We start from the raw sequence: 21763 nt of genomic DNA on the forward strand, positions 1-21763 counted from the left end.
TCATGTCCCAAAACGTTGCTGAATTCGTCTGGAAGCGATTGTCCGAATGGGGACTGTCACGCGTCTATGGCTACCCGGGCGACGGCGTCGGAGGCCTCGACGTCGCGCTCGAGAAGGCCAAGGACTTCATGGACTATGTGCAGGTACGCCATGAGGAGATGGCTGCCTTCATGGCCTCGGCCCACGCCAAGTTCACGGGGCAGGTGGGGCTGTGCTATGCGACTTCCGGCCCAGGAGCGATCCACCTGCTCAACGGTCTCTACGATGCGAAGGCCGACCATATGCCGGTCGTCGCCATCGTCGGACAGCAGGCGCGCAGCGCGCTCGGCGCGAGTTACCAGCAGGAAGTCGACCTGCAAAATCTCTTCAAGGACGTGGCCAGCGAGTTCGTCATGACGGCCGTCGTCCCGACCCAGGTGCGCACGCTGATCGACCGCGCCGTGCGAATCGCGCATTCCAAACGCACGGTGACCTGCGTGATCATGCCCAACGATTTGCAAGAACTCGACTACGAAGAGCCTCCGATGGCGCATGGCGCCACGCACACCGGAGTCGGTTTCGCAGGCGAGGCGACCCTGCCCGGCATGGACGCGCTCAGGCGTGCGGCTGAAATCCTGAACCGCGGCAAGAAGGTGGCGATGCTCGTCGGCGCGGGCGCGCTGCACGCCACTGACGAAGTCATTGCCGTGGCCGACCGGCTGAACGCGGGCGTCGCGAAGGCCCTGCTGGGCAAGGCGGTCGTCCCGGACGACTTGCCGTATGTCACCGGATCGATCGGCCTGCTCGGCACGAAGCCGAGTTGGGATCTCATGAAGGAATGCGACACCTTTCTGATGGTGGGTTCGGCCTTTCCCTACAGCGAGTTCCTGCCCAAGCCGGGAGACGCGCGCGGCGTGCAGATCGACATCAACGGCTCGAACGTGAGCCTGCGTTATCCGATGGAGTACTCGCTCGTGGGCGACAGCAAGCAGACGCTGGCTGCCCTCCTGCCCCTGCTGGAGCAGAACACGAACACTGCGTGGCGCGAGACGGTCCAAGGCAATGTCGCGTCGTGGTGGAAGACGCTGGAAGAACGCGCGATGGAGGCCGCGACGCCCATCAACCCGCAGCGCATCTTCTGGGAGCTCTCATCGCTGCTGCCAGACGACGTCATCATGACGGGGGACAGTGGCTCGGTGGCGAACTGGTATGCGCGCGACATCAAGATGCGGCGCGGCATGATGGGCTCGCTGTCGGGCGGACTGGCCTCACTCGGGGCGGCGACGCCCTATGCAGTAGCGGCAAAGATGGCCTACCCGCATCGGCCGGTCATCGGCTTCATCGGGGACGGCGCCATGCAGATGAACGGGCTGAACGTCATGATCACCATCAGCAAGTACTGGCAGCGGTGGTCCGACCCGCGCTTGATCATCATGGTGCTCAACAACGAGGACCTAAACCAGGTCACATGGGAGGAGCGCGTGCAGCTGGGCGAAGGCAAGACACCTTCGACACAGACCATTCCCAACTTCCCGTATCACAAATACGCGGAACTGATCGGCCTGAAAGGCATCTTCTGCGACAACCCGGACGCGATCGCGTCGTGCTGGAAGCAGGCTCTTGAGGCGGACCGGCCCGTCATCATCGAGTTCAAGGCCGACCCCAACGTGCCGCCGTTGCCACCGCACATCACCCTAAAGGACGCGCGCAACTTCATGACAATGATGCGCAACGAACCCGAGCTCGGAAGCGTCCTCAAGAACAGCGCCAAGGAGCTGCTGGCGAGCGTCATTCCCGGCAAGAGCTGAAGCGATGAAAGCAGTCGCGCTTGCCGCATTGGCATCACCCGCCCGGGCCAAAAGCGGCCGTCACACCGAGGCTCCCCATGCGGAGATCGCCGAAACCCCTTCGGGGTTGATCGTGCGCTCCGCCACGCGGCTCAACCGCTCGGCTGGCACGCTGGCGGCGTCCGTGCTGCTCGACAGCGCCATGGAGCACGCCCGGGGCAACTTCCACAACAAGGCGATGTGGACGCCCATCCTCACCTCTGTGTTGTCGATTGGCGCGAGCATGCACGGCCACGTGGATCGGCGCGCGCGTCCCCACCTCGGGCGCGACCTGATTTACGGCGCGGCCGGCGTCGTGGGCGTGGTCGGTACGGCTTTTCACGTCTACAACGTGACCAAGAAAGTGGGCGGGTTGAGCTGGCAGAACGTGTTCTATTCAGCCCCGCTCGGCGCGCCAGCCGCCATGTCGCTCTCGGGGCTGATGGGCTTTCTGGGCGAGCGCGTGCGGAGCAATCCGACCGGCTCGACGCCGCGCATCGCTGGCCTCGATGCCGGCCGTGTGGTCGCGGGACTGACCAGCGCGTCGCTCCTCGGCACCACGGCCGAAGCGGGACTGCTGCACTTCAGGGGCGCATTCCACAACCCTGCGATGGCACTGCCTGTGACCATGCCGCCCGTGGCCGCCGGCCTGCTCGCGGCGGCAGCATTGGGCCGCCGCCGCGACACGCCGCGGCCGCTGTCGCGCTGGTGGCTTGCCGCGACCGGGTTGATGGGGCTGTGCGGCGTCGCCTTTCACGCCTGGGGCGTATCGCGAGGCATGGGGGGATGGAAAAACTGGCGCCAGAACGCGCTCGCCGGTCCGCCGCTGCCTGCGCCGCCCTCATTCACCGGACTCGCACTGGCGGGGCTGGCCGCACTTGCATTGCTGGCGGAGGCCCACGATGACTGAAGCTTCACGGTTTCCCGGCTACCGCGTGCTCGCGAAGCGCGACACCCTTTCGTGGAACGAGCAGACCCGGCGGGCCATCGACGAACGCCTTCGCACGCCCGAGCATCCTCGCTTCTTCACCGCTCAGGAGTGGGCCGTGGCGGAGGCGCTCTGCCGCCGTGTCATGCCACAGGCTCCAGACCGGCCACCGGTGTCGCTCGTCGCATTGCTCGACGCCAAGCTGCTGCGCGATCTGGGCGAAGGCTTTCGCGAGGTCGACATGCCTGCCATGCAGGACGCCTGGCGCTGTGGACTTGCAGCGCTGGAGGTCGAAGCGAAAAACCGGCATGCAGGCCGCTCGTATCGCAGTCTCGACGATCAGGACAAGGACGCGCTGATCGATTCGATGCAGCACGGCCACCTGAAGGGCGAGCACTGGTGCGGGATGAGCGCCGAGAAGTTCTTCAAGCAACGTGTGCTGGTGGACGTGCCCGCGCTCTACTACGGTCATCCGAACGCATGGGACGAGATTGGTTTCGGCGGTCCGGCGAGCCCGCGGGGCTACGTTCGACTCGACGGCGACCGACTCGACCCCTGGGAAGCCGTCGAAGCGACGCCTGGAGGCGATCGGGACGACGCCGAGTGGATGAATCGCCATGTCGTCTGATCCGCTGAGCGCGCCGCGCGCAAAGGATGCGCGAGCGCCGGACGTCTTTCGCGAGGGCGCGTGGGTGCCGATGCGCGAATACCGGCACACCGACGAGGTGGACTTCGTCATCGTCGGCACGGGCGCCGGCGGCGGGACTCTTTCCGCCCGGCTCGCTGAACTCGGGTTCTCGGTGGTGGCCTTCGATGCGGGACCTTACTTCCGGCCACTCGAAGATTTCGCTTCTGACGAAACGGCGCAGAACAAGCTCTACTGGACCGACAGGCGCATCGTCGATGGTGCCAATCCGATCAACATGGGTGGCAACAACTCGGGCAAGGCCGTCGGTGGCTCGACGGTCCACTTCGCGATGGTGTCGCTGCGGTTCCGGCCCGAGTGGTTCAAGGCCCGCACGTCGCTCGGCTATGGCGCGGACTGGCCCATCTCATGGCAGGAGATGTGGCACTACTACGACCTCGTTGAACGGCAGCTCAACGTCGCCGGCCCGCTGAACTACCCATGGGGTCCGCCGCGCCCGCGCTATCCCTATCGCGCCCACGAACTCAACACGGCCGCCAAACTGCTTGCCAAGGGTTGCGAAGCGCTCGGCATGGCCTGGACCGAAACGCCGCTCGCGACGCTCTCGGCGCCGCACGCGGGGCCGGAGGGCCGCTCGCCGCCTTGCGTCTATCGCGGCTTCTGTCGGTTCGGCTGTTCGACGAACGCCAAGCGCTCGGCGCTCACCGTGTGGATTCCGCGCGCACTCGCGGCAGGCGCCGAGGTTCGCGACCTCGCGATGGTCGGGCGCATCGAGACGGGCCCCCACGGCCGTGCCGTCGGGGTGCACTTCCACCGCGAGGGCCGGTGGCATTTCCAGCGCGCCCGGAATGTCGTGGTCGCCGGTTACGCGATCGAGACACCTCGACTGCTGCTCAACTCCGCAAACGACCGCTTTCCCGATGGCCTGGCGAATCGCTCCGGACTGGTCGGCAAGAACCTGATGACCCAGTCGAACCAGGCCGTCTGGGGGCGCATGGAGCAGGAGGTCCGCTCGTACAAGGGACCGCCGAGCCTCGCGATCACAGAGCATTGGAACTACGACGACCGCAAGGATTTCCATGGCGGCTATTGCTGGATGGGCCAGGGGCCACTGCCGATCGAGTGGGTGTCGATGCTGACCGCTGCGCGCGGGCTGTGGGGCGAGAGACTGCGCACCGCGATGCTCGACTACAACCACATGATCGGCGTGAAGATGGTCGGCGAAATGCTGCCCGACGAAGCCAATCGCGTGACTCTTGCCGACGAGACGGACCCGTACGGGTTGCGCGTCCCCAGGATCACCTATACGTGGGGCGCGAACGACAAGGCCCTGATCGCGCATGCGCTGGACCAGATGACTCGCTCAATCGAGGTGATCGGCGCAGCCGATATTTTTCGCCAGGAGGACGACACCTGCCACCTCGGCGGCACCGCGCGCATGGGAACCGATCCCCACCAGAGCGTGGTGAACGCGGATTGCCGCAGTTGGGACATCCTGAACCTCTGGATATGCGACGGCTCCGTCTTCCCAACGGTCGGGGGAGTCAACCCGTCCCTGACGATCCAGGCCCTCGCCCTCAGAACTGCGGACAGGATCAAGAAGCTGGCCGCCGCCCGTGAACTCTGATGGAGGCCCAATGACCATCGAACCCCTTACTGCCATGCGCGCCGAGATCGGCGAATCGCCGACTTGGGTCGCTCATCAACGAGCGCTCTATTGGGTGGACGTCAAGGCGCCGGCGCTTCATCGACTCGACATCGATACCGGCGCGCTGCGAAGCTGGCAGGTGACCAGCGACCTGGGCGCGTTTGCGCTCTTGCCGGATGGCGCCGCGCTCGTCGCCTTGCGCCAGGGCCTGCACCGCCTGGACCTCGAAAGCGGGAGCCTCGAACTCCTGACGCCTCCGCCCTACGATCCGACGCTCTTTCGCTTCAACGAAGGCGCATGCGACCTGAATGGGCGCTTCTGGGTGGGCGTGATGTTCGACCCGCTCGACGCCGATGCCTCGCCGCGGCCGGGCCGACTGCACAGCTATACGCTGCAAGGCGGGTTGCGCGAGGAGCCCGACGCCTCCGAACTGCACAACGGCATGGCATGGAGCGCGGACTGGCGCACCTTCTTCGTCTCGCACACCTATGCCGGAGAGATTTTCGCCTTCGACTTCGAGCCACAGGACGGGCGCCTGTCCAACCGCAGACTGTTCGCGACCATACCCAAGGCGCACGGCATCCCGGACGGCGCGGCGATCGACGTCGAAGGCGGCTATTGGTGCGCGCTTCATGGCGGCAACAAGCTGCGGCGGTTCAACCAGGACGGGTCGCCCGATCGAGACCTCACGCTCCCGGTCAGCCAGCCGACTATGTGCGCGTTCGCTGGCGATGACCTCACGACGATGTATGTCAGCAGCGCTTCTTCCGCGATGAGCCCGGAGCAAAAACAACGCGAGCCGATGGCTGGCGCCCTGATGCGCGTGAATCCCGGCGCGCGTGGCATCGCCCGTCTGTTTGCAGTGCGTTGACGATGACGCCCCCGTGTATCGCCCGCCATCGGTTCGCGCTTCGGACGGCAAGCCAGAGTGTCGGGCCATGACCCTGCCGCTCGAAGACCTCGCGATGATCGGCGATGGCGAGACCGTGGCGTTGGTCTCGCGCCTGGGCTCGATCGACTGGATGTGCCTGCCCCGGTTCGACTCGCCCGCCTGTTGCGCGGCGTTGCTGGGAACGAGCCAGCACGGGCGGTGGTCCATCGCACCCGAAGATCCGATCGAACAAGGCGTGCATCGCTATCAGCGCGACACCATGATCCTGGAGACCGATCTCACCTCGGCCACGGGCACCATTCGCCTGACCGACTTCATGCCGATGCGGGACGGGGCTCCGGCCTTGGTGCGGATCGTCACCGGCGTCTCGGGCAGTGTCCGTGCTCGGCTGGACGCCGCTTTTCGATTCGATTACGGCAACATGCCGCCCTGGACGGAGACGACGAACGGCCACGCGGTCATGCGCGTCGGACCCGACAAGCTGGTCCTGCATGGCCCGACCGAATTCACCGTGGAGGACTACGCTGTCGTTTCCCATTTCGTTGTCGACACGGGCAGTCGGCACGTCTTCGTGCTGCGCTATGGCGCATCGCATGAGCCGGAGCCGGGTCCTGTCGACCCAGAGGCGGCGCTCATTGCGACACAGGCGTTCTGGCGCGACTGGATTGCGCGCTTCGACCGACCCGTCGAATACGCCGATGCCGTACGCCGGTCGCTGCTGACCCTCAAGGCCCTGATCCACCGCCCGACCGGGGGCCTCATCGCGGCGCCCACCACCTCACTGCCGGAACGGCCGGGCGGGACACTGAATTGGGACTACCGATTCTGCTGGCTGCGAGACGCGAGCTTCGCGCTCAACGCATTGGTTGGCTGCGGCTTTCTCGACGAAGCTGCCGCGTGGCGCGACTGGATCCTGCGGGCAGTGGCTGGGGCGCCTGACAAGATGCAGATCGTCTATCGCGTGGATGGCTCGCGTCGGCTCGATGAGTCCGAACTGGAATGGCTTCCCGGCTACCGGTACGCGCGGCCGGTGCGCATCGGCAATGCGGCGGCCAGTCAGCTGCAGCTGGACGTCTGGGGTGAATTGCTGCGGACGCTGCACGACGCCGAAGACGCTGGCCTCGAACGCAACGAACAGGGACGCCACCTTGAACTCGCGATCGTCCGGCATGTGGAGCGTATCTGGGTCGAACCCGATCAGGGTCTATGGGAAAGTCGTGGTGAGGCACGCCACTACACCTATTCCAAGGTCATGGCCTGGGTGGTCCTGCAGCGGTTCCTGAGTGGCAAGGGCGGTGACGAATGTTCAACTCATGAGCGCGAGCGCCTGCACGCCTTGCGCGACCACATCCATGCGGTGATCTGTGCGGAAGCCTTCGACCAAGGCCTGCAATCCTTCACCAGTTTCTTCGGCGGTCAATCGGTCGACGCGTCGCTGTTGCTCTTGCCGATCGTCGGTTTTCTCCCGGCCGATGAGCCGCGCATGGCCGCCACCATCGCATTGATCGAGCAGCGACTCACAGTCGACGGGCTGGTGCTGCGAAACCTGTCTGAGTTCCAAATTCCGCAGGGAGCTTTCCTGGCGTGCTCGTTCTGGCTGGCCGAATGCCAGATCCGGCAGGGTCGCCACGAGGATGCCCGAAGGACCATCGAGCGCGTGCTGGCATTGCGCAGTCCGCTTGGCCTCCTGTCAGAGGAATACGACGTGGCTAGCAAACGCTTGGCCGGCAACTATCCCCAAACACTCAGTCATCTCGCATTGATCCATTGCGTTCTTGCGCTGCGTCGCGTCGACCTGGATCAGACCTCTGCAAGCAGACCCCATGATCAATGAAGCGTCGCCAGGTACGCGACGGTCGCGTCCAACTCGGACGAGTTGAGCCCCACGACCGGCATTTCGCTTCCAGGCTTCACGCTCTGCGTTTGGGCAATCCAGCGTCGCAGCGATGGGGCCCCATTGGGCAATGCGCCAGCTGCGATGGTCTCTCGCGTCATGAGGTGAGTGAGGTCGGGACCCAGTGCGCCGCGTGCTGCGGTGCCTCGAACCGCATGGCAACCTGCGCAGTTGTCCATGAATATGCGGGCGCCCGCGATGCTCTGCTGCTCGGGTGCACTTGCCGGGCGGCGTTGCGAGTCGAGCCAACGATCGAAATCGGCAGCAGAATCGACGTTGACGAAGAGTGCCATGTGCGCATGCTGCAGCCCGCAGTATTCGCCGCATTGGCCGCGGTATCGACCCACCTGATCGCCCTGCATCCACGTCACGTTCGTCTGACCAGGTATGGCGTCCATCTTTCCACCGAGGGCGGGCACCCAGAACGAATGAATGACGTCGCTGCTTGAAAGACGCACCCGCACGGGCTCTCCGACCGGAATGTGAATCTCGTTGGCGGTCGTAAGCAGCACCTGCCCATTCGCATCGAGATACCGCACACGCCACCAGAACTGGTAGCCATGGATCTCGATGACCACCCGCGGCGTGGTGGTGGGTGCGGCGACGGCGCTCAAGGTGAAGAGTGTCCAGACTGCGCAACCGAACAGGGCCAGGACGGAAATGCCTGTCCCTACCGCGATCCAGGTCAGCCCCGCTTTTTCGTGCAGCGGCATCCTGGCTTGCCCGCCGTCCTGCTCCGAATTCTCTTCGCTGCGCAGCCGCTTGCGAAAGATCGCCAGCGTCAGCAGCACCGAAATGATGACCACGACCGCTATCGAGACGAGGGCGAGGCCCCAGCCGAGTCGCGTGATCGGATCGGCGGCGGGCCCGGCCGTGTGAAAGTAGGCCAGCGGAGCGACGGCGTCATTCATTTGGGAACCCCTTCGTCGTCGGTCTGCAACTCACGGCTTCTCGGCGGCGATCTGGGCACGTTCCTGCCCCACCTTCCGCGAGGTGACGGGCGGGGCGTCGTTGCCCCAGGAGCGCCTCACAAAGCTCGCGACCTCCGCGATCTCGCGGTCATCGAATCGGTCGGCGAACCCTGGCATGGGCTCGACCGGCGGCATGTCGGCAGCCTGGTGCGGCTTGGCGCCGCTCAGGATGATGTGAATGACCGAGGATGGGTCCTCGGCGCGCACTACACCGCTGCCCGCGAGCGCCGGCGCCTTGGCAGGGTTGCCCGCTCCACTCGCTTGATGACACTTGGCGCAAAAATTGTTGAAGAGCCCGGCGCCCGGTACTCGAACGTCGCCGCTGTCGAGCCACTCGACGGTACGGTTCGCGCGGGAAGGCGGCAGGAATGACGTGGCCGGGCGCTGCGGCGGCAGCGACTTCAAATAGTTCGCGACGCTCGCGAGATCGGCGTCATCGAAGTGTTGCGTGCTGTCGCTGACCACTTGCTTCATGGGTCCGAATGCCATGGACCGGCCCCCGTGGCCGGTTTTCAGAAACTGCACGATCTGACTTTCACTCCAGCCGCCAAGGCCGCTGATCGGGTCACCCGTGAGATTCGGCGCCAGCCAGTGATCCGTGATGCCGCCGGTCAGGTAGTGGCTCGATGTCTGCGAATAGCCGCGCTCCTGATACGCGAGCCCGCGCGGGGTGTGGCATGAGCCGCAGTGACCCAGGCCTTGGACGAGGTACGCGCCGCGGTTCCATTGGGCGCTTCGCGCGCCGTCGTCGCCGTAGGCGCCCTTTTCGAGAAAGAACCAATTCCATACGGCCAGTCCCCAGCGTTGATTGAAGGGGAAGGTGAGGGCGGTCTTTGGCGGCGTTCGGTGCACAGGCGCTACGCCGTGCATGAAATAGCCGTAGAGCGCCGCGACGTCTTCGCTCGACATCTTCGCGAACGACACATATGGCATCGCCGGATACAGATGGTGGCGAGGTGATTCGCCCGATCGCACGGCCCGGTCGAAGTCTTGCAGGGAATAGGACCCGATGCCGGTTTCGGGATCGGGTGTGATGTTGGTCGAATAAATCGTGCCGAGCGGCGAATGCAACGGCAGACCGCCGCTGAAAGCGGGTTCGCCCGGCACCGAATGGCATGCCGCACAATCCCCCAGGCGCGCGAGGTAGGCACCGCGAGAGACCAGATCGGCGTCGACCGAGCCTGTCGCCGGCATGCCTTGCGCAAGCGCTGCAGCGCCCGCCTGTGTCCAAACGACCAACAGGGCGATCCGCGCCAGGAGAAGGCAAGTCGCGGCTGTCATGCGCGTTGCATCCTGCGATCGCTGCTCGCAAGCCACGCGACGAACAGCAGGCAAAGCGCCAGCAAGTCCACCGCGGCGGTGACCGACCACATGAGAATGCCGGCGACCTGTTGATCCTGGACAGGGGTCCAAGGGCTCCAGGCCGGGGCAACCGCATGCACGACGTACAACACACCTGGCGCGAAGATGAGGATTGCCGCCAGCATTGCGTTCTCCATCGCGAATGTGATGAGAAAGACCATGATCGCGCCGGCCGACAGTCGTCCCGCCTGCGGGCCGCCGATCACCACGCGCCAGAACAGAATGGACGTCAGGAAGAACGACAGATGCTCCAGCGCGTGCGCCGTCGGGTGCGAGAACGCCAATGCATAGGGCTTCGGCAGGTGCCAGAACCAGAGTGAGGCACTGACAAGCAGCCACGCGGTCAGGGGTGCGCGGATCATTTCAGTCAATGGACGCAATGCCCGGCTGCGCAACCACCAGGCGCCGAGCGCGTGTCGCCGCCCACGAGGCAAGGCCCACAGCGCGACCACCGCGGGCCGTCCCAGCACGAGGAGCGGCGGCGCGACCATCATGAGCATCAAATGCTGCGCCATGTGCGCACTGAAAAGTTCATCGCCCCATGCGTCGAGCGGCGAGAGCAGTGCCAGCACAAGGACGACGATGCCCGTCGAGAAGCTGAGCGCGCGCATGTGCGCATGCCTGGGCAGCCGACGCTCGCGCGACTGGCGGATCAGTCCGGCGACGTAGATGGCGGCAATGGCGGTCAGCAACAGACATACGACAGGCTCCGGCTCCCACCCCCGTGGCAGCATGCGGGCCCCCCCAATGGCAACGTCGGCGGCGACTGTCATGGCCCGCAGCTCGGTACCCAGAAGATACCAATGCTCGTGAACAGCAGGACGATAGCGAACAGGCCGCTGACCATGACCCCGCACAAGGCCATGAAGCGCGCTCGTCCGGTGCCCGCCTGGATGGTCGTGCGCGGATGGACGTTGCTTTGCGAGCGCGTGGCTTTCCAGTTTCCCCATGCGATGCCACAGCCCACGAAAAGGAGGAGCCACAGCACGGCAGAAACCAGGCCGACGATCGTGCGCAAGTTCTCCCAAAGGGGCGCAGCAAGAGCCCTGTCGGTCGGGTAGCAGGCATATGCCGCGAACCCGTAGCCGATGAGTACCTGCAGCGACCATGCGGTCGGCGCAATGACCATGCCGGCGAACAGCCGTACCGCCCCCGGTCGAGACCGGCTGGGTCGCGGCATCTCAAGTTCCGGGTCGTGGGTCGCGCGCTCGGCCATGACGTGCTCAGCTAAGGCGAGGGCTGAGGTAGAGCGTGGCGTAGACCGCCAGCCAGACGAGATCGACGAAATGCCAGTACACGATGCCCACCGAAACTTCCAGGTGCCATCCCTGCGCGAAGCGTCCGGTCAAGTTCCAGAACAGCAGCGCAGAGAGCATGAGCAGGCCGACGATCACGTGCGCGCCATGGAATCCGGTGATGACGAAATAGAGCGAGCTGTAGGGGCTGCTGGAAAGACCAAACGGCCGGGTCGCCCACTCACGGCCTTGGATGGCGATGAAGATAATGCCGACCACGATGGTCGCGCCCAGTCCGATCGAGAGCCCGCGCGTGTTGCCCATCGCAATTCGGCGCTCGCCCCACCACGCGAGCCCGCTGCTCGACAGCAGCAAAACCGTGCCAATCGATGCGTTCGTCAAATCCGGCGGCCCGTTTGGCAGCCACGTGCCGGTGCTTTGCGACGCCAGATAAAAATAGCTGAAGAAAAGATAAGCAAACAACGACCCTTCGGTGAGGATCAGGAACGCCATGCCCCACCATGCAGTCGACTCCCATCGCGAACCCCGGATGGGCAGCGGGCGTTGAAGGAGCATCGCGCTATCCATGAGCACCTCGTGCGTGTGCGTCCCGCTTCGCCGGCCAAAGCCATACGGCCAGGGTCAACCCCAACACGAGCGTTCCGAGCGCGGCAGTGAATGCCGAATGCATTAGCAGCCCGAGGAATGCCAGCCCCAAGGTCAGCGCGGTGAACAGCGGGGTCAGCGAATCTCCTGGCATGTGCAGGATCACGTCAGGCACCGCGTCGAGCATGGTGGATCCGAGAGTCTCCCGGCCATGGTTCAGCAGTGCACCTTCTTCGATCGAAGAGCGTCCCGCGGTCTCTTCCATTCGCCCCTCCCAAAGCGGGTGCCGGCTGGCGATGATGGGGATTACCGCAAAGTTGTAGGGGGGCGGCGGAGACGGAACTGCCCACTCGAGACTGGCACCATCCCAGGGATTCGGCCCCGCCTTCGGCCCCTTGAAATAGCTGGTCACGACATCGACCACGAATAGAGCGACACCGGCCGCGAAGACGAAAGAGCCCAGTGAGGTCACCATGTTCACCGTGTTCCATCCCATCTCCGGGCCGTAGGTGTAGACGCGGCGTGGCATCCCGAGCAAACCAGAGATGTGCATTGGAAAGAAGCCCAGGTTGAACCCGATGAACATGGTCCAGAACACCCACCGGCCGAGCCGCTCGCTCAGCAGGCGGCCAGTGAACTTTGGGAACCAGTAATAGATGCCTCCGACGACCGGAAAGACGTTGATTCCAAGCAGCACGTAGTGAAGGTGGGCAACCACGAAATAGGTGTCGGTCAGCTGCCAGTCGAGCGGCACGGCCGCTGTCATGAAGCCGGAGACGCCGCCCACGACGAACAGGAACACGAACCCCGCGAAGAACAGGAACGGCGTCTTGAAGACCGGGCGGCCGTACCAGATCGTCGCTATCCACGCGAAGACCGCCACCGCGCTCGGGATGGCGATCACCATGCTGGCCGAGCCAAAAAACGACAATGACAATGGCGGCAAGCCGGTGGCGAACATGTGGTGCACCCACACGCCAAAGCCCAGGATCATGGTGGAGATGGTCGACAGGGCGACCGCGGTGTAACCCACCAATGGACGACGGCAGAAGGTCGGCAGCCCGTCCGAGACGATGCCCATGGCTGGCAGAACAAGCGCGTAGACCCACGGGTGCCCGAACATCCAGAAGAGGTGCTGCCAGAGCAGCGGCTTGCCGCCGTCGGTGAAGTCGAAGAAGTGCGTATTGAACTGGCGGTCGAGCCAGAGCATCAGGAAGGCCAGCGATACGGCAGGTACCGCGAGCAGATTGCCGACCGAAGCGGTGAGCGTGCCCCATACCAGGATGGGCACGCGATTGATCGACATCCCCGGGGCCCGGGTGCGAAACAGCGACACCACGAAATTGACCGAGCCCACCGTCGTCGAGAGTCCGAGGAAGATCATGCCCAGTGCGTAGACATCGATGTTGGGTCCCGGGTTGTACGTGCGGGATGCGTATGGCACGTAGTTGAACCAGCCCGCATTGGGCGCTTCGCCCAGAGGGAACGACGCGTACAGAAACACGCCAGCAAGAAGAAAGATCCAATACGACACCGCGTTCAGCCGAGGAAACGCCATGTCCCGGGAGCCGAGGAGCAGCGGCCAGAGGAAGTTGCTGAAACCCGAGAGCACGGGCAGCGAATACAGAAAGATCATCGTGATGCCATGCATCGTGAACAGTTGGTTGTACTGTTCAGGTGTCAGCAAGGTCTCGTTCGGCCGGGCGAGTTGCAGGCGCATGACGAGCGCCTCGACGCCGCCAGCGAGCAGGAAGAGGAATGCCGTCACGAGGTAGCGTTTGCCGATCTCCTTGTGGTCGACCGAACCGAGCCAGCCAATCCAGCCGGGGCTGGTCTCCCAAATCGCGCGAAGCGCTTCTGCCTGGGCGGACTGCGGCTCCACCTTGCCGATGATCGGCGTTCGAACCAATGAACCCGGAGATGCGTGCATGCCGATTGCTCCATCAGTCCGCGATCACGACAGGCAAACGAGGACGGTGAGATTCGACCCAGAAGCTGTGAATTCGATGTAGGACTTCACCGAGTTCCAAAGCGGGCATCGACGAATAGTGCGTTGGTGGGGAATCAATACATCATGTTATGACCTAATGGATTCCGCAACCTAAGCATCGCCGGAACCAATGCCATGGCATATTCACCCGCTTTCACGACGTCTGAACTTTCGTCAGATCCCGCCCAGCTATGCGGCACGCCACGCCGCAGCTACTACAGCGGTGCGGACCTGAAGAGGGCGAAGACCATCGAGGACTTGCGCGCGCGCACGCACAGGCGCATGCCGCGTTTCGTTTTGGAGTACCTCGAAAGCGGCGCCGAGGAAGAGGCCACGCTTCGCCGCGAGCTGGAAGCATTCTCCGAATGGCGTTTTGTCCCGCCCACCCTTGTCGATGTGGCGCATTGCAGTGCGGAGCGCGACGTTGCGGGGAGGCCGGCTGCGCTGCCGCTGCTGATTGCGCCAACAGGTCTGAACGGCCTTTTCATGCATGGCGCTGACGTCGCACTCGCGCAAGGTGCCGCACGCGTGGGCGTTCCCTTCATCCAGAGCACCATGTCGAACGACAGCATGGACGAGGTCGCCAAGGTTGCGGGTTTGCGGCACTGGTGGCAGCTGTACGTGTTCGGCGGCGACGAAGTCTGGCAGGAGTTGCTCCGGCGTGCGGACGCCTGCGGGTGTGAAGCGCTCGTGCTCACCACCAATGCGCAGATCTATGGCAACCGCGAGTGGGATGAGCGCACGCGCGCGACCCGCTCGCGTCCATCGGCCGCTGCGATCTTCGATGCCGCCTTGCATCCGCACTGGCTCGCATCGACGCTGCTCACGCACGGCATGCCCGTGTTCGCAAACGTGATCGACTTCGTCCCGAAGGATCAGCGCGGCTTCTTCCAGAGCGCGTTCTGGATCCGCGACCAGATGTCCCGCTCGCTATCGTGGGAGACAGTAGAGAAGATCCGTTCGCGCTGGCGCAAGCTGTTCTTCATCAAGGGAGTCTTGCATCCGGATGACGTTCGGCGTGCGTGCGACAGCGGCGTCGACGGCATCATGCTCGGCACTCACGGCGGCAGGCAACTCGACTGGGCCGTTTCCGCTCTCGACGTGCTGCCCGTTGCGCGCGGCATCGCCGGCAATCGCGTCTTGCTCTTCATGTCCGGAGGCATCCGGCGCGGCACCGACATCGTCAAGGCGCTCGCACTGGGAGCGGATGCCGTGCTTGCAGGGCGTGCGCCTCTTTATGGGCTCTGCGCGGGTGGCGCGGACGGGGTGGCTCGCGCCCTCGACATCCTTCGGGACGAAACGATGAATGCATTGGGCCAGCTTGGCGCGCCGAGCATCGATCAGCTCGACCCTCAAGCGCTCGTGCGAACGAAGGAGCTCCCGTGGAAGATGTCACGGTCTGACCTGACCGTAAGGCGATGACATGGGGCGTCCGCGTTGCTCAGAGAGGGTCAGAGCGGCTGGGCTGACGAGGAAGGAGTTACAAAGGACACGTGGGACGCGCCAGGGAAGATTCCTCGCGTGCCTTCCGGATGTCGCGTGTATTTGCGGATACACCCGAGGCAACCATTGCGAGCTCTCTCCAAGCAAAGCGGGCGCGGCCTGCCGCCGACCACCACGACGAAAGTGGCAGGGGGCAAGCCGCCCAGGTGGACGCCCTCGCGAAGTGACCACGGGGGCCGAACTACGGCTGCGATCGCCAGGGCATGCTGCGCAGCCGTTCGCGATTTTCTTCTTCGTCGAAATGCACGATCGACGGTTTGATCAGATCGCTGCGCGACACGATGCCGACAAGCGACATCGAGGCCGCATCGGAGACGACCGGAAGCCGCTCGAGCCGATAGCGGGCCATCCGCGTGGCGACCGTGCGGCAATTCTCGCCGGGCAGCGCGAAGTGCAGCACTGAGCCTTCGCAGGCGCTGCCCACCGTCGCGCCGGGCGTGCGAAGAGCACGCGCCAGCATCCCGCAATCAACAATGCCCCTTAGCGCGCCGCCGCTCAGCACGGGGAAAGCCCGGTGTGCCTGTCCCTGGCCGAAATAGACAAGGAGCGCGAGAAGAAGGAGCTCGACGATCGACATTCGACGGGGGAGGTCATCCGCCTGCGTGAGGAACTGTGCGACGAAACCCTCTCGCCCCCCAGAAAGTACAGCAGATTGCGTCGAACCGCGGCTACGACGTTTCCGGGGCCAGCGCCGATCAGGAACTTGTAGCACCTTAGGGCAAATTGACACTGCCAGCCCTTCGGTGAAGAATGAATTCGACTTTCTCAATTCCCGGCCCGGCGTTCTTGCGGCAGCCCAAGATGGAGGAGACCTGTGGAACACCCGAATGTGCCTTTTACAAAAGCACAGGAGCTGCGCAGCTTCCTGTTCCTCTCCGTGGTCATGGCGCCAGTGCTGGCGGGCATCATCGTCGCGGGCTACGGCTTTCTTGTCTGGATGTACCAGCTTCTCCTTGCGGGGCCGCCCGGCAGCCGAGGTTGACGCAGCATCTCGCGCAGCACACCAGTCACCTGTCAAAAGGAAGCCAACGTGTCCGAGGAAGTACACATCAGCAGTCTGGTCGTGCATGCCACGCCGAAACGCTTGCGACGTGTCGAGGACGCGATCGCGCTGATGCCCGGCGCACGGGTGTACGGCAGTTCGCCCAACGGCAAGCTGGTCGTCACGCTCGATGCCGACAGCGCCGACGCGATGCTTTCCCGAGTGAACGCGATCCAGCGCACCGAAGGCGTCCTTTCCGCCGCGCTGGTGTACCAGTACGCGGACACAGTAGAAGCGATGAACGAGGAGATCCCCGATGCCCATTGACAGGAGGGACTTCATCCGCCAGACCGCGGCGGCGACCGCGGGCGCGGTGGCTGGCATTCCCCTGACAGGTATCGCGCAGGCGGTCGCTCCCGACGCTGCCGGCCTCAAGTGGTCCAAGGCGCCGTGCCGCTTCTGCGGCACCGGTTGCGGCGTGACGGTGGCGGTCAAGGACAACCGCGTGGTCGCCACCCACGGCGACCCTGAAGCCGAGGTCAATCGCGGCCTCAACTGCGTCAAGGGCTACTTCCTTTCCAAGATCATGTACGGCGACGATCGCCTGCTGACGCCCTTGCTGCGCATGAAGAACGGCCACTACGCGAAGGACGGCGAATTCACGCGCGTCTCGTGGGACCAGGCCTTCGACGTGATGGCCGCGCAGTTCAAGCGTGTGCTCAAGGAGAAGGGCCCGACGGCAGTGGGTATGTTCGGCTCGGGCCAATGGACCATCTGGGAGGGCTATGCCGGGCTCAAGCTCATGAAGGCCGGCTTTCGCTCGAACAACCTCGACCCCAACGCGCGGCACTGCATGGCGTCGGCGGCAGTGGGCTTCATGCGGACCTTCGGGGCCGACGAGCCCATGGGCGTCTACGACGACATCGAGGCGGCCGATGCCTTCGTGCTGTGGGGTTCGAACATGGCCGAGATGCATCCCATCCTGTGGACCCGCGTGACTGACCGGCGGCTGAGCGGGCGCAACGTCCAGGTGGCGGTGCTGTCGACCTTCGAGCACCGCTCCTACGAGCTGGCGGACATCGAGCTGACCTTCACGCCGCAAACCGACCTGGCGATCCTCAACTACATCGCCAACCATATCATCACGACGAACCGCGTGAACCGCGACTTCGTAGACAAGCACACCTCGTTCCGGCTCGGCAACGCTGACATTGGCTACGGGCTGCGGCCGGAGCATCCGCTGCAGAAGGCGGCCAAGAACGCCGGCGACGCAGGCGGCTCCAAGCCGATGACTTTCGACGAGTTCGCGAAGTTCGTCTCCACCTACGACCTCGACTACACCGCCAGGCTCAGCGGCGTGCCGCGCAACCGCCTGCAGGCGCTGGCCGAGATGTACGCTGACCCGAAGGTCAAGGTGATGTCTTTCTGGACCATGGGGTTCAACCAGCATACGCGCGGTGTGTGGTGCAACAACATGGTCTACAACATCCATCTGCTCACCGGCAAGATCGCGACACCGGGCAACAGTCCCTTCTCGCTGACCGGCCAGCCATCGGCCTGCGGCACCGCGCGCGAGGTCGGCACCTTCTCTCACCGGCTGCCGGCCGACATGGTGGTGACCAATCCGAAGCACCGGGCCGAGGCGGAGCACATCTGGAAGCTGCCCGAAGGCACCATCCCTGACAAGCCCGGCTTCCACGCGGTGCTGCAGAACCGCATGCTGAAGGACGGCAAGCTCAACGCCTACTGGGTGATGGTCAACAACAACATGCAGGCGGCGGCCAATCTGAAGGAGGAAGGCTACCCGGGCTACCGGAACCCCGACAACTTCATCGTGGTGTCGGATGTCTACCCGACCGTGACCGCGCTGAGTGCCGACCTGATCCTGCCGGCAGCGATGTGGGTCGAGAAAGAGGGCGCCTACGGCAATGCCGAACGTCGCACGCAGTTCTGGCACCAGCTGGTCAGCGCGCCCGGCGAAGCGCGGTCCGACCTCTGGCAGTTGATGGAGTTCTCCAAGCGCTTCACGGTCGAGGAAGTGTGGCCCGAGGAACTGATCGCCAAGAAGCCCGAGCTTCGGGGCAAGACCTTGTTCGACGTGCTCTTCCGCAACGGGCAGGTCGACAAGTTCCCGAACTCTATGATCGAGGCTGGCTACGACAACGACGAGGCAAAGGCTTTCGGCTTTTACGCGCAGAAGGGCCTGTTCGAGGAGTACGCCGCCTTCGGACGCGGCCATGGCCACGACCTCGCGCCCTTCGAGACCTATCACCAGGTCCGCGGCCTGCGATGGCCCGTGGTGAACGGCAAGGAAACCTTGTGGCGCTACCGCGAAGGCTCGGACCCCTACGTCAAGGCCGGCACCGGATTCCAGTTCTATGGCCACCCGGACGGCAAGGCGCTGATCTTCGCGCTCCCCTACGAGCCGCCGCCGGAGTCGCCCGACAAGGACTTTCCGTTCTGGCTGTCGACCGGCCGTGTGCTGGAGCACTGGCACTCGGGCTCAATGACGCGACGTGTGCCCGAACTGCACAAGGCGGTGCCCAACGCCGTGTGCTACATGCATCCGGAAGACGCGCGGGCCCTGGGCGTGCGGCGCGGCATCGAGGTGGAGATCAGTTCGCGGCGCGGGAGCATGCGCACGCGGGTGGAGACGCGGGGCCGCAACAAGCCGCCGCGCGGGCTGGTGTTCGTGCCGTGGTTCGATGCGAGCCAGTTGATCAACAAGGTCACGCTGGATGCGACCGATCCCATTTCCTTCCAGACGGACTTCAAGAAGTGCGCGGTGAAGATCGTCAGGGTCTGAGCCGTCCAGAGACACCGGCATGACCCCACGCAAGCTCCTCCCGCTGCTCGGCCTCCTGGCCGCCTTCGCGTGGGCTCAGTCGGGTGGCCTGGTGGACCCGGCGCGCGGCCCGGTGCCGGTGCCTGACCCCACGGAGCCGCCGCGCCTGGGCAACGCGATCAACGACGACGTGCGGCGCCCACGCAGTTACGAGATGCAGCCGCCGACGATCCCGCATCGCGTCGACGGCTACCAGATCGACAAGAACTTCAACAAGTGCCTCGATTGCCATGCGCGCACCCGCACGGATTTCTCGCAGGCGATTCCCGTGAGTCCCACGCACTACATCGACCGCAGCGGCAAGGTGCTGCCGCAGATCTCGACGCGGCGCTATTTCTGCATGCAGTGCCACGTGGCGCAGGACCCGGTCCAGCCGCTGGTGGGCAACGGCTTCGAGAATGCCGACACGATCGCGAAGCGGGCCGCCGAGCCTACGCGGGCCGACAAGAAGTAGCCGCGGGAACACCACACCATGATGAAACTCCTGAAGCGCTACTGGGCCATCATCCGCCGGCCGAGCGTGCATTTCAGCCTGGGTTTCCTGACGCTGGGCGGCTTCATCGGCGGCATCGTCTTCTGGGGCGCATTCAACACGGCGATGGAGTTGACCAACACCGAGGCGTTCTGCACCGGCTGCCACGAGATGCGCGACAACGTGTTCGCCGAGCTCAAGCCCACCATCCACTACACCAATCGATCCGGGGTGCGCGCAATCTGTTCCGACTGCCACGTGCCGCACAACTGGACCGACAAGATGGCGCGCAAGATGCAGGCCTCCAAGGAGGTGTGGGGCAAGATATTCGGCAGCATCTCGACGCAGGAGAAGTTTCGGGAGGAACGTCTTCGGCTGGCCCAGAACGAGTGGGCGCGCTTCAAGGCCAACGACTCGCTGGAATGCCGCAATTGCCACAACTACGAGTCCATGGACTTCACGCGCCAGAGCGTGCGCGCTCAGAGCATGCACACGACCTTCTTGGCGAACAAGGAGAAGACCTGCATCGACTGCCACAAGGGCATCGCCCACAGGCTGCCCCACATCCCGCCGGGCCAGGCACCGACCGACACGCCGGGCCAGGTCGTTCCCAAGGAAGGCGACGAGGCCATGGCGCCCGCTGGCGGGGCGCCGGGCGGCGCCAAAACGGGTGGCTGAGATCTTGCACGACGGTCTTCGCGTTCGCGACCTGGCATGCGCGCGCGGCGGACGGCGCGTGTTCGCCGGCCTCACCTTCGACGCTGCGCCCGGCGACGTGGTGCAGGTGCGCGGATCGAACGGCAGCGGTAAGAGCAGCCTGCTGCGCTTGCTGTGCGGCCTCCTGCAGCCGATCGATGGCGGCGTGCACTGGCGCAGCCGGCGCGTCGGCGCACACGACGCCGGCTTTGCCAGCGAGGTGGCCTACATGGGGCATGCGGTCGGCATGAGCGGCGAACTCACGGTGTTCGAAAATCTGCGCTTCTCGCTGCACGTCGCCGGCAGCGCGAGCGGCGATGCCGCATGCCACGATGTGCTGCAACGACTGCAACTCGCGGACCGCGAGCACGAGGCGCTCCGCCATCTATCGCAGGGCCAGCAGCGTCGCTTGAGCCTGGCGCGCGTGCTCCTGAGCCAGCGGCCGTTGTGGCTGCTCGACGAGCCGTGCGCTGGCCTGGACGCCGAAGGTGAACGCATCTTCGACGCCTCCCTGTCCGATCACGCCCGCCGCGGCGGCATGGCCGTGGTGACGACCCATCGCGACATTGGCCACGACGGCCCTTGCGCGCGCACGCTGGACATGAACAGGCTGAGCGATGCTGACTGCCGCCCTTCCGATCATCGGGCGTGAAGTCCGCACGGCGTCGCGCCGGCCGATGGACGCGCTCAGCGCGCTGCTGTTTTTCATCGTCGTGGGCAGCGTCTTCCCCCTGGCCGTCGGGCCCGATGCGGCACTGCTGGCGGCCATCGGTCCCGGTGTCGTGTGGGTCGCTGCGCTGCTGGCCGTGATGATCTCGTTGCATCGGCTCTTCCTGCCCGACCTGGAGGACGGCGCGCTCGAACAGTTGCTGCTGTCGCCGCGTTCGCTCACGGGCATCGTCTACGCAAAGATCGCGGCACATTGGCTCATCACCTGCCTGCCGCTGGTCGCCGTTGCGCCGTTGATGGGGTTGCAGTTCGGGCTGCCGGCACAGGCGATCGGCGTGCTGCTGCTGTCGCTGCTGCTGGGCACACCGACGCTGGTGCTGCTGGGCGCGCTGGGTGCCGCGCTTACGCTCGGCCTGCGCGGCAACGTGCTGCTGGCGCTGATCGTGCTGCCGCTGTGCGTGCCGGTCCTGATCTTCGGTAGCGGTGCGGTCGCGGCCAGCAACCAGGGGCTGCCGGTGAACCCGCACCTGTCGCTCCTCGGCGCCTGCCTGCTGGTGGCAGCATGCCTGTGTCCCTGGGCGGCGAGCGCGGCCCTGCGCCTGGCGGTCGAATGAGCGGT

21 protein-coding genes are annotated in these 21763 nt (G+C 64.8%); 14 read left to right on the forward strand and 7 right to left on the reverse strand.

What is annotated here, in order from left to right:
• Window positions 1-2: 2 nt before the first annotated feature.
• From AC1DEK_RS15800 to AC1DEK_RS15825, 6 genes are all read left to right on the forward strand, one after another.
• The gene (locus AC1DEK_RS15800) at window positions 3-1787 is read left to right on the forward strand and encodes a thiamine pyrophosphate-requiring protein (RefSeq protein WP_478126191.1); all 1785 of its coding nucleotides are present in this window, start codon (window positions 3-5) and stop codon (window positions 1785-1787) included.
• Window positions 1788-1791: 4 nt separating this feature from the next.
• Entirely contained in the window at window positions 1792-2715 is a 924-nt protein-coding gene (locus AC1DEK_RS15805) for a hypothetical protein (RefSeq protein ID WP_478126192.1), read from the forward strand.
• The gene (locus AC1DEK_RS15810; RefSeq protein ID WP_478126193.1) at window positions 2708-3361 is read left to right on the forward strand and encodes a gluconate 2-dehydrogenase subunit 3 family protein; all 654 of its coding nucleotides are present in this window, start codon (window positions 2708-2710) and stop codon (window positions 3359-3361) included. Before AC1DEK_RS15805 ends, AC1DEK_RS15810 begins: the two co-directional genes overlap by 8 nt.
• Window positions 3351-5006, forward strand: a complete 1656-nt coding sequence (locus AC1DEK_RS15815; protein ID WP_478126194.1) for a GMC family oxidoreductase — start codon at window positions 3351-3353, stop codon at window positions 5004-5006. Before AC1DEK_RS15810 ends, AC1DEK_RS15815 begins: the two co-directional genes overlap by 11 nt.
• Before the next feature lie 10 nt (window positions 5007-5016).
• A complete protein-coding gene (locus tag AC1DEK_RS15820; RefSeq protein WP_478126195.1) occupies window positions 5017-5898 on the forward strand; it encodes an SMP-30/gluconolactonase/LRE family protein in 882 nt (293 codons plus the stop codon).
• A 67-nt stretch (window positions 5899-5965) separates the two neighbouring features.
• A complete protein-coding gene (locus AC1DEK_RS15825; protein WP_478126196.1) occupies window positions 5966-7753 on the forward strand; it encodes a glycoside hydrolase family 15 protein in 1788 nt (595 codons plus the stop codon).
• Here the strand turns inward: AC1DEK_RS15825 and coxB are convergent.
• The 6 genes from coxB to ctaD form a co-directional block, all read right to left on the reverse strand.
• Entirely contained in the window at window positions 7747-8724 is a 978-nt protein-coding gene (gene coxB / locus AC1DEK_RS15830) for a cytochrome c oxidase subunit II (protein ID WP_478126197.1), read from the reverse strand. The genes AC1DEK_RS15825 and coxB overlap by 7 nt on opposite strands.
• Window positions 8725-8754: 30 nt before the next feature.
• Window positions 8755-10065, reverse strand: a complete 1311-nt coding sequence (locus AC1DEK_RS15835; protein WP_478126198.1) for a c-type cytochrome — start codon at window positions 10063-10065, stop codon at window positions 8755-8757.
• Window positions 10062-10919: a cytochrome c oxidase assembly protein gene (locus AC1DEK_RS15840; RefSeq protein ID WP_478126199.1), complete on the reverse strand. Its 858-nt coding sequence runs from the start codon at window positions 10917-10919 to the stop codon at window positions 10062-10064. Before AC1DEK_RS15840 ends, AC1DEK_RS15835 begins: the two co-directional genes overlap by 4 nt.
• Window positions 10916-11362 (reverse strand): hypothetical protein, encoded by a 447-nt coding sequence (locus tag AC1DEK_RS15845; RefSeq protein WP_478126200.1) that lies wholly within the window; start codon window positions 11360-11362, stop codon window positions 10916-10918. The genes AC1DEK_RS15840 and AC1DEK_RS15845 overlap by 4 nt, the downstream gene beginning before the upstream one ends.
• A 7-nt stretch (window positions 11363-11369) precedes the next feature.
• Window positions 11370-11894, reverse strand: a complete 525-nt coding sequence (locus tag AC1DEK_RS15850; protein WP_478126201.1) for a cytochrome c oxidase subunit 3 — start codon at window positions 11892-11894, stop codon at window positions 11370-11372.
• Between the two features lie 67 nt (window positions 11895-11961).
• The gene (gene ctaD / locus AC1DEK_RS15855) at window positions 11962-13917 is read right to left on the reverse strand and encodes a cytochrome c oxidase subunit I (RefSeq protein WP_478126202.1); all 1956 of its coding nucleotides are present in this window, start codon (window positions 13915-13917) and stop codon (window positions 11962-11964) included.
• A gap of 195 nt (window positions 13918-14112) precedes the next feature.
• Between ctaD and AC1DEK_RS15860 the strand changes: the two genes are divergently transcribed.
• A complete protein-coding gene (locus AC1DEK_RS15860; RefSeq protein WP_478126203.1) occupies window positions 14113-15399 on the forward strand; it encodes an alpha-hydroxy acid oxidase in 1287 nt (428 codons plus the stop codon).
• Window positions 15400-15661: 262 nt separating this feature from the next.
• Here the strand turns inward: AC1DEK_RS15860 and AC1DEK_RS15865 are convergent, their stop codons facing one another.
• Window positions 15662-16057 carry a CBS domain-containing protein gene (locus tag AC1DEK_RS15865; RefSeq protein ID WP_478126204.1) on the reverse strand — a complete coding sequence of 132 codons (396 nt, stop codon included), beginning with the start codon at window positions 16055-16057 and terminating at the stop codon, window positions 15662-15664.
• Window positions 16058-16309: 252 nt separating this feature from the next.
• On the opposite strand from AC1DEK_RS15865, the gene napE reads away from it, so the two are divergent.
• The 7 genes from napE to ccmB are packed head-to-tail and all read left to right on the forward strand — an operon-like array spanning window position 16310 to window position 21758.
• Window positions 16310-16462: a periplasmic nitrate reductase, NapE protein gene (gene napE, locus AC1DEK_RS15870; RefSeq protein ID WP_478126205.1), complete on the forward strand. Its 153-nt coding sequence runs from the start codon at window positions 16310-16312 to the stop codon at window positions 16460-16462.
• A 48-nt stretch (window positions 16463-16510) separates the two neighbouring features.
• Entirely contained in the window at window positions 16511-16789 is a 279-nt protein-coding gene (locus AC1DEK_RS15875; protein WP_478126206.1) for a chaperone NapD, read from the forward strand.
• Entirely contained in the window at window positions 16779-19268 is a 2490-nt protein-coding gene (napA, locus tag AC1DEK_RS15880) for a periplasmic nitrate reductase subunit alpha (protein ID WP_478126207.1), read from the forward strand. The genes AC1DEK_RS15875 and napA overlap by 11 nt, the downstream gene beginning before the upstream one ends.
• A gap of 19 nt (window positions 19269-19287) precedes the next feature.
• Window positions 19288-19761 (forward strand): nitrate reductase cytochrome c-type subunit, encoded by a 474-nt coding sequence (locus tag AC1DEK_RS15885; RefSeq protein WP_478126208.1) that lies wholly within the window; start codon window positions 19288-19290, stop codon window positions 19759-19761.
• Window positions 19762-19779: 18 nt separating this feature from the next.
• Complete coding sequence (locus AC1DEK_RS15890) at window positions 19780-20457, forward strand: cytochrome c3 family protein (protein WP_478126209.1); 678 nt, start codon at window positions 19780-19782, stop codon at window positions 20455-20457.
• The gene (gene ccmA / locus AC1DEK_RS15895) at window positions 20450-21127 is read left to right on the forward strand and encodes a cytochrome c biogenesis heme-transporting ATPase CcmA (RefSeq protein ID WP_478126210.1); all 678 of its coding nucleotides are present in this window, start codon (window positions 20450-20452) and stop codon (window positions 21125-21127) included. Before AC1DEK_RS15890 ends, ccmA begins: the two co-directional genes overlap by 8 nt.
• Entirely contained in the window at window positions 21093-21758 is a 666-nt protein-coding gene (ccmB, locus tag AC1DEK_RS15900; protein WP_478126211.1) for a heme exporter protein CcmB, read from the forward strand. Before ccmA ends, ccmB begins: the two co-directional genes overlap by 35 nt.
• Window positions 21759-21763: the final 5 nt, after the last annotated feature.

Source organism: Variovorax sp. 10N420 (genome assembly GCF_056394705.1).

Excerpts from the sequence above, each read along its gene's own strand:
- AC1DEK_RS15800 (WP_478126191.1), top strand. The coding sequence starts at position 3 with ATGTCCCAAAACGTTGCTGAATTCGTCTGGAAGCGATTGTCCGAATGG.
- AC1DEK_RS15805 (WP_478126192.1), top strand. The coding sequence starts at position 1,792 with ATGAAAGCAGTCGCGCTTGCCGCATTGGCATCACCCGCCCGGGCCAAA.
- AC1DEK_RS15810 (WP_478126193.1), top strand. The coding sequence starts at position 2,708 with ATGACTGAAGCTTCACGGTTTCCCGGCTACCGCGTGCTCGCGAAGCGC.
- AC1DEK_RS15815 (WP_478126194.1), top strand. The coding sequence starts at position 3,351 with ATGTCGTCTGATCCGCTGAGCGCGCCGCGCGCAAAGGATGCGCGAGCG.
- AC1DEK_RS15820 (WP_478126195.1), top strand. The coding sequence starts at position 5,017 with ATGACCATCGAACCCCTTACTGCCATGCGCGCCGAGATCGGCGAATCG.
- AC1DEK_RS15825 (WP_478126196.1), top strand. The coding sequence starts at position 5,966 with ATGACCCTGCCGCTCGAAGACCTCGCGATGATCGGCGATGGCGAGACC.
- coxB (WP_478126197.1), bottom strand. The coding sequence starts at position 8,724 with ATGAATGACGCCGTCGCTCCGCTGGCCTACTTTCACACGGCCGGGCCC.
- AC1DEK_RS15835 (WP_478126198.1), bottom strand. The coding sequence starts at position 10,065 with ATGACAGCCGCGACTTGCCTTCTCCTGGCGCGGATCGCCCTGTTGGTC.
- AC1DEK_RS15840 (WP_478126199.1), bottom strand. The coding sequence starts at position 10,919 with ATGACAGTCGCCGCCGACGTTGCCATTGGGGGGGCCCGCATGCTGCCA.
- AC1DEK_RS15845 (WP_478126200.1), bottom strand. The coding sequence starts at position 11,362 with ATGGCCGAGCGCGCGACCCACGACCCGGAACTTGAGATGCCGCGACCC.
- AC1DEK_RS15850 (WP_478126201.1), bottom strand. The coding sequence starts at position 11,894 with ATGGCGTTCCTGATCCTCACCGAAGGGTCGTTGTTTGCTTATCTTTTC.
- ctaD (WP_478126202.1), bottom strand. The coding sequence starts at position 13,917 with ATGCACGCATCTCCGGGTTCATTGGTTCGAACGCCGATCATCGGCAAG.
- AC1DEK_RS15860 (WP_478126203.1), top strand. The coding sequence starts at position 14,113 with ATGGCATATTCACCCGCTTTCACGACGTCTGAACTTTCGTCAGATCCC.
- AC1DEK_RS15865 (WP_478126204.1), bottom strand. The coding sequence starts at position 16,057 with ATGTCGATCGTCGAGCTCCTTCTTCTCGCGCTCCTTGTCTATTTCGGC.
- napA (WP_478126207.1), top strand. The coding sequence starts at position 16,779 with ATGCCCATTGACAGGAGGGACTTCATCCGCCAGACCGCGGCGGCGACC.
- AC1DEK_RS15885 (WP_478126208.1), top strand. The coding sequence starts at position 19,288 with ATGACCCCACGCAAGCTCCTCCCGCTGCTCGGCCTCCTGGCCGCCTTC.
- AC1DEK_RS15890 (WP_478126209.1), top strand. The coding sequence starts at position 19,780 with ATGATGAAACTCCTGAAGCGCTACTGGGCCATCATCCGCCGGCCGAGC.
- ccmB (WP_478126211.1), top strand. The coding sequence starts at position 21,093 with ATGCTGACTGCCGCCCTTCCGATCATCGGGCGTGAAGTCCGCACGGCG.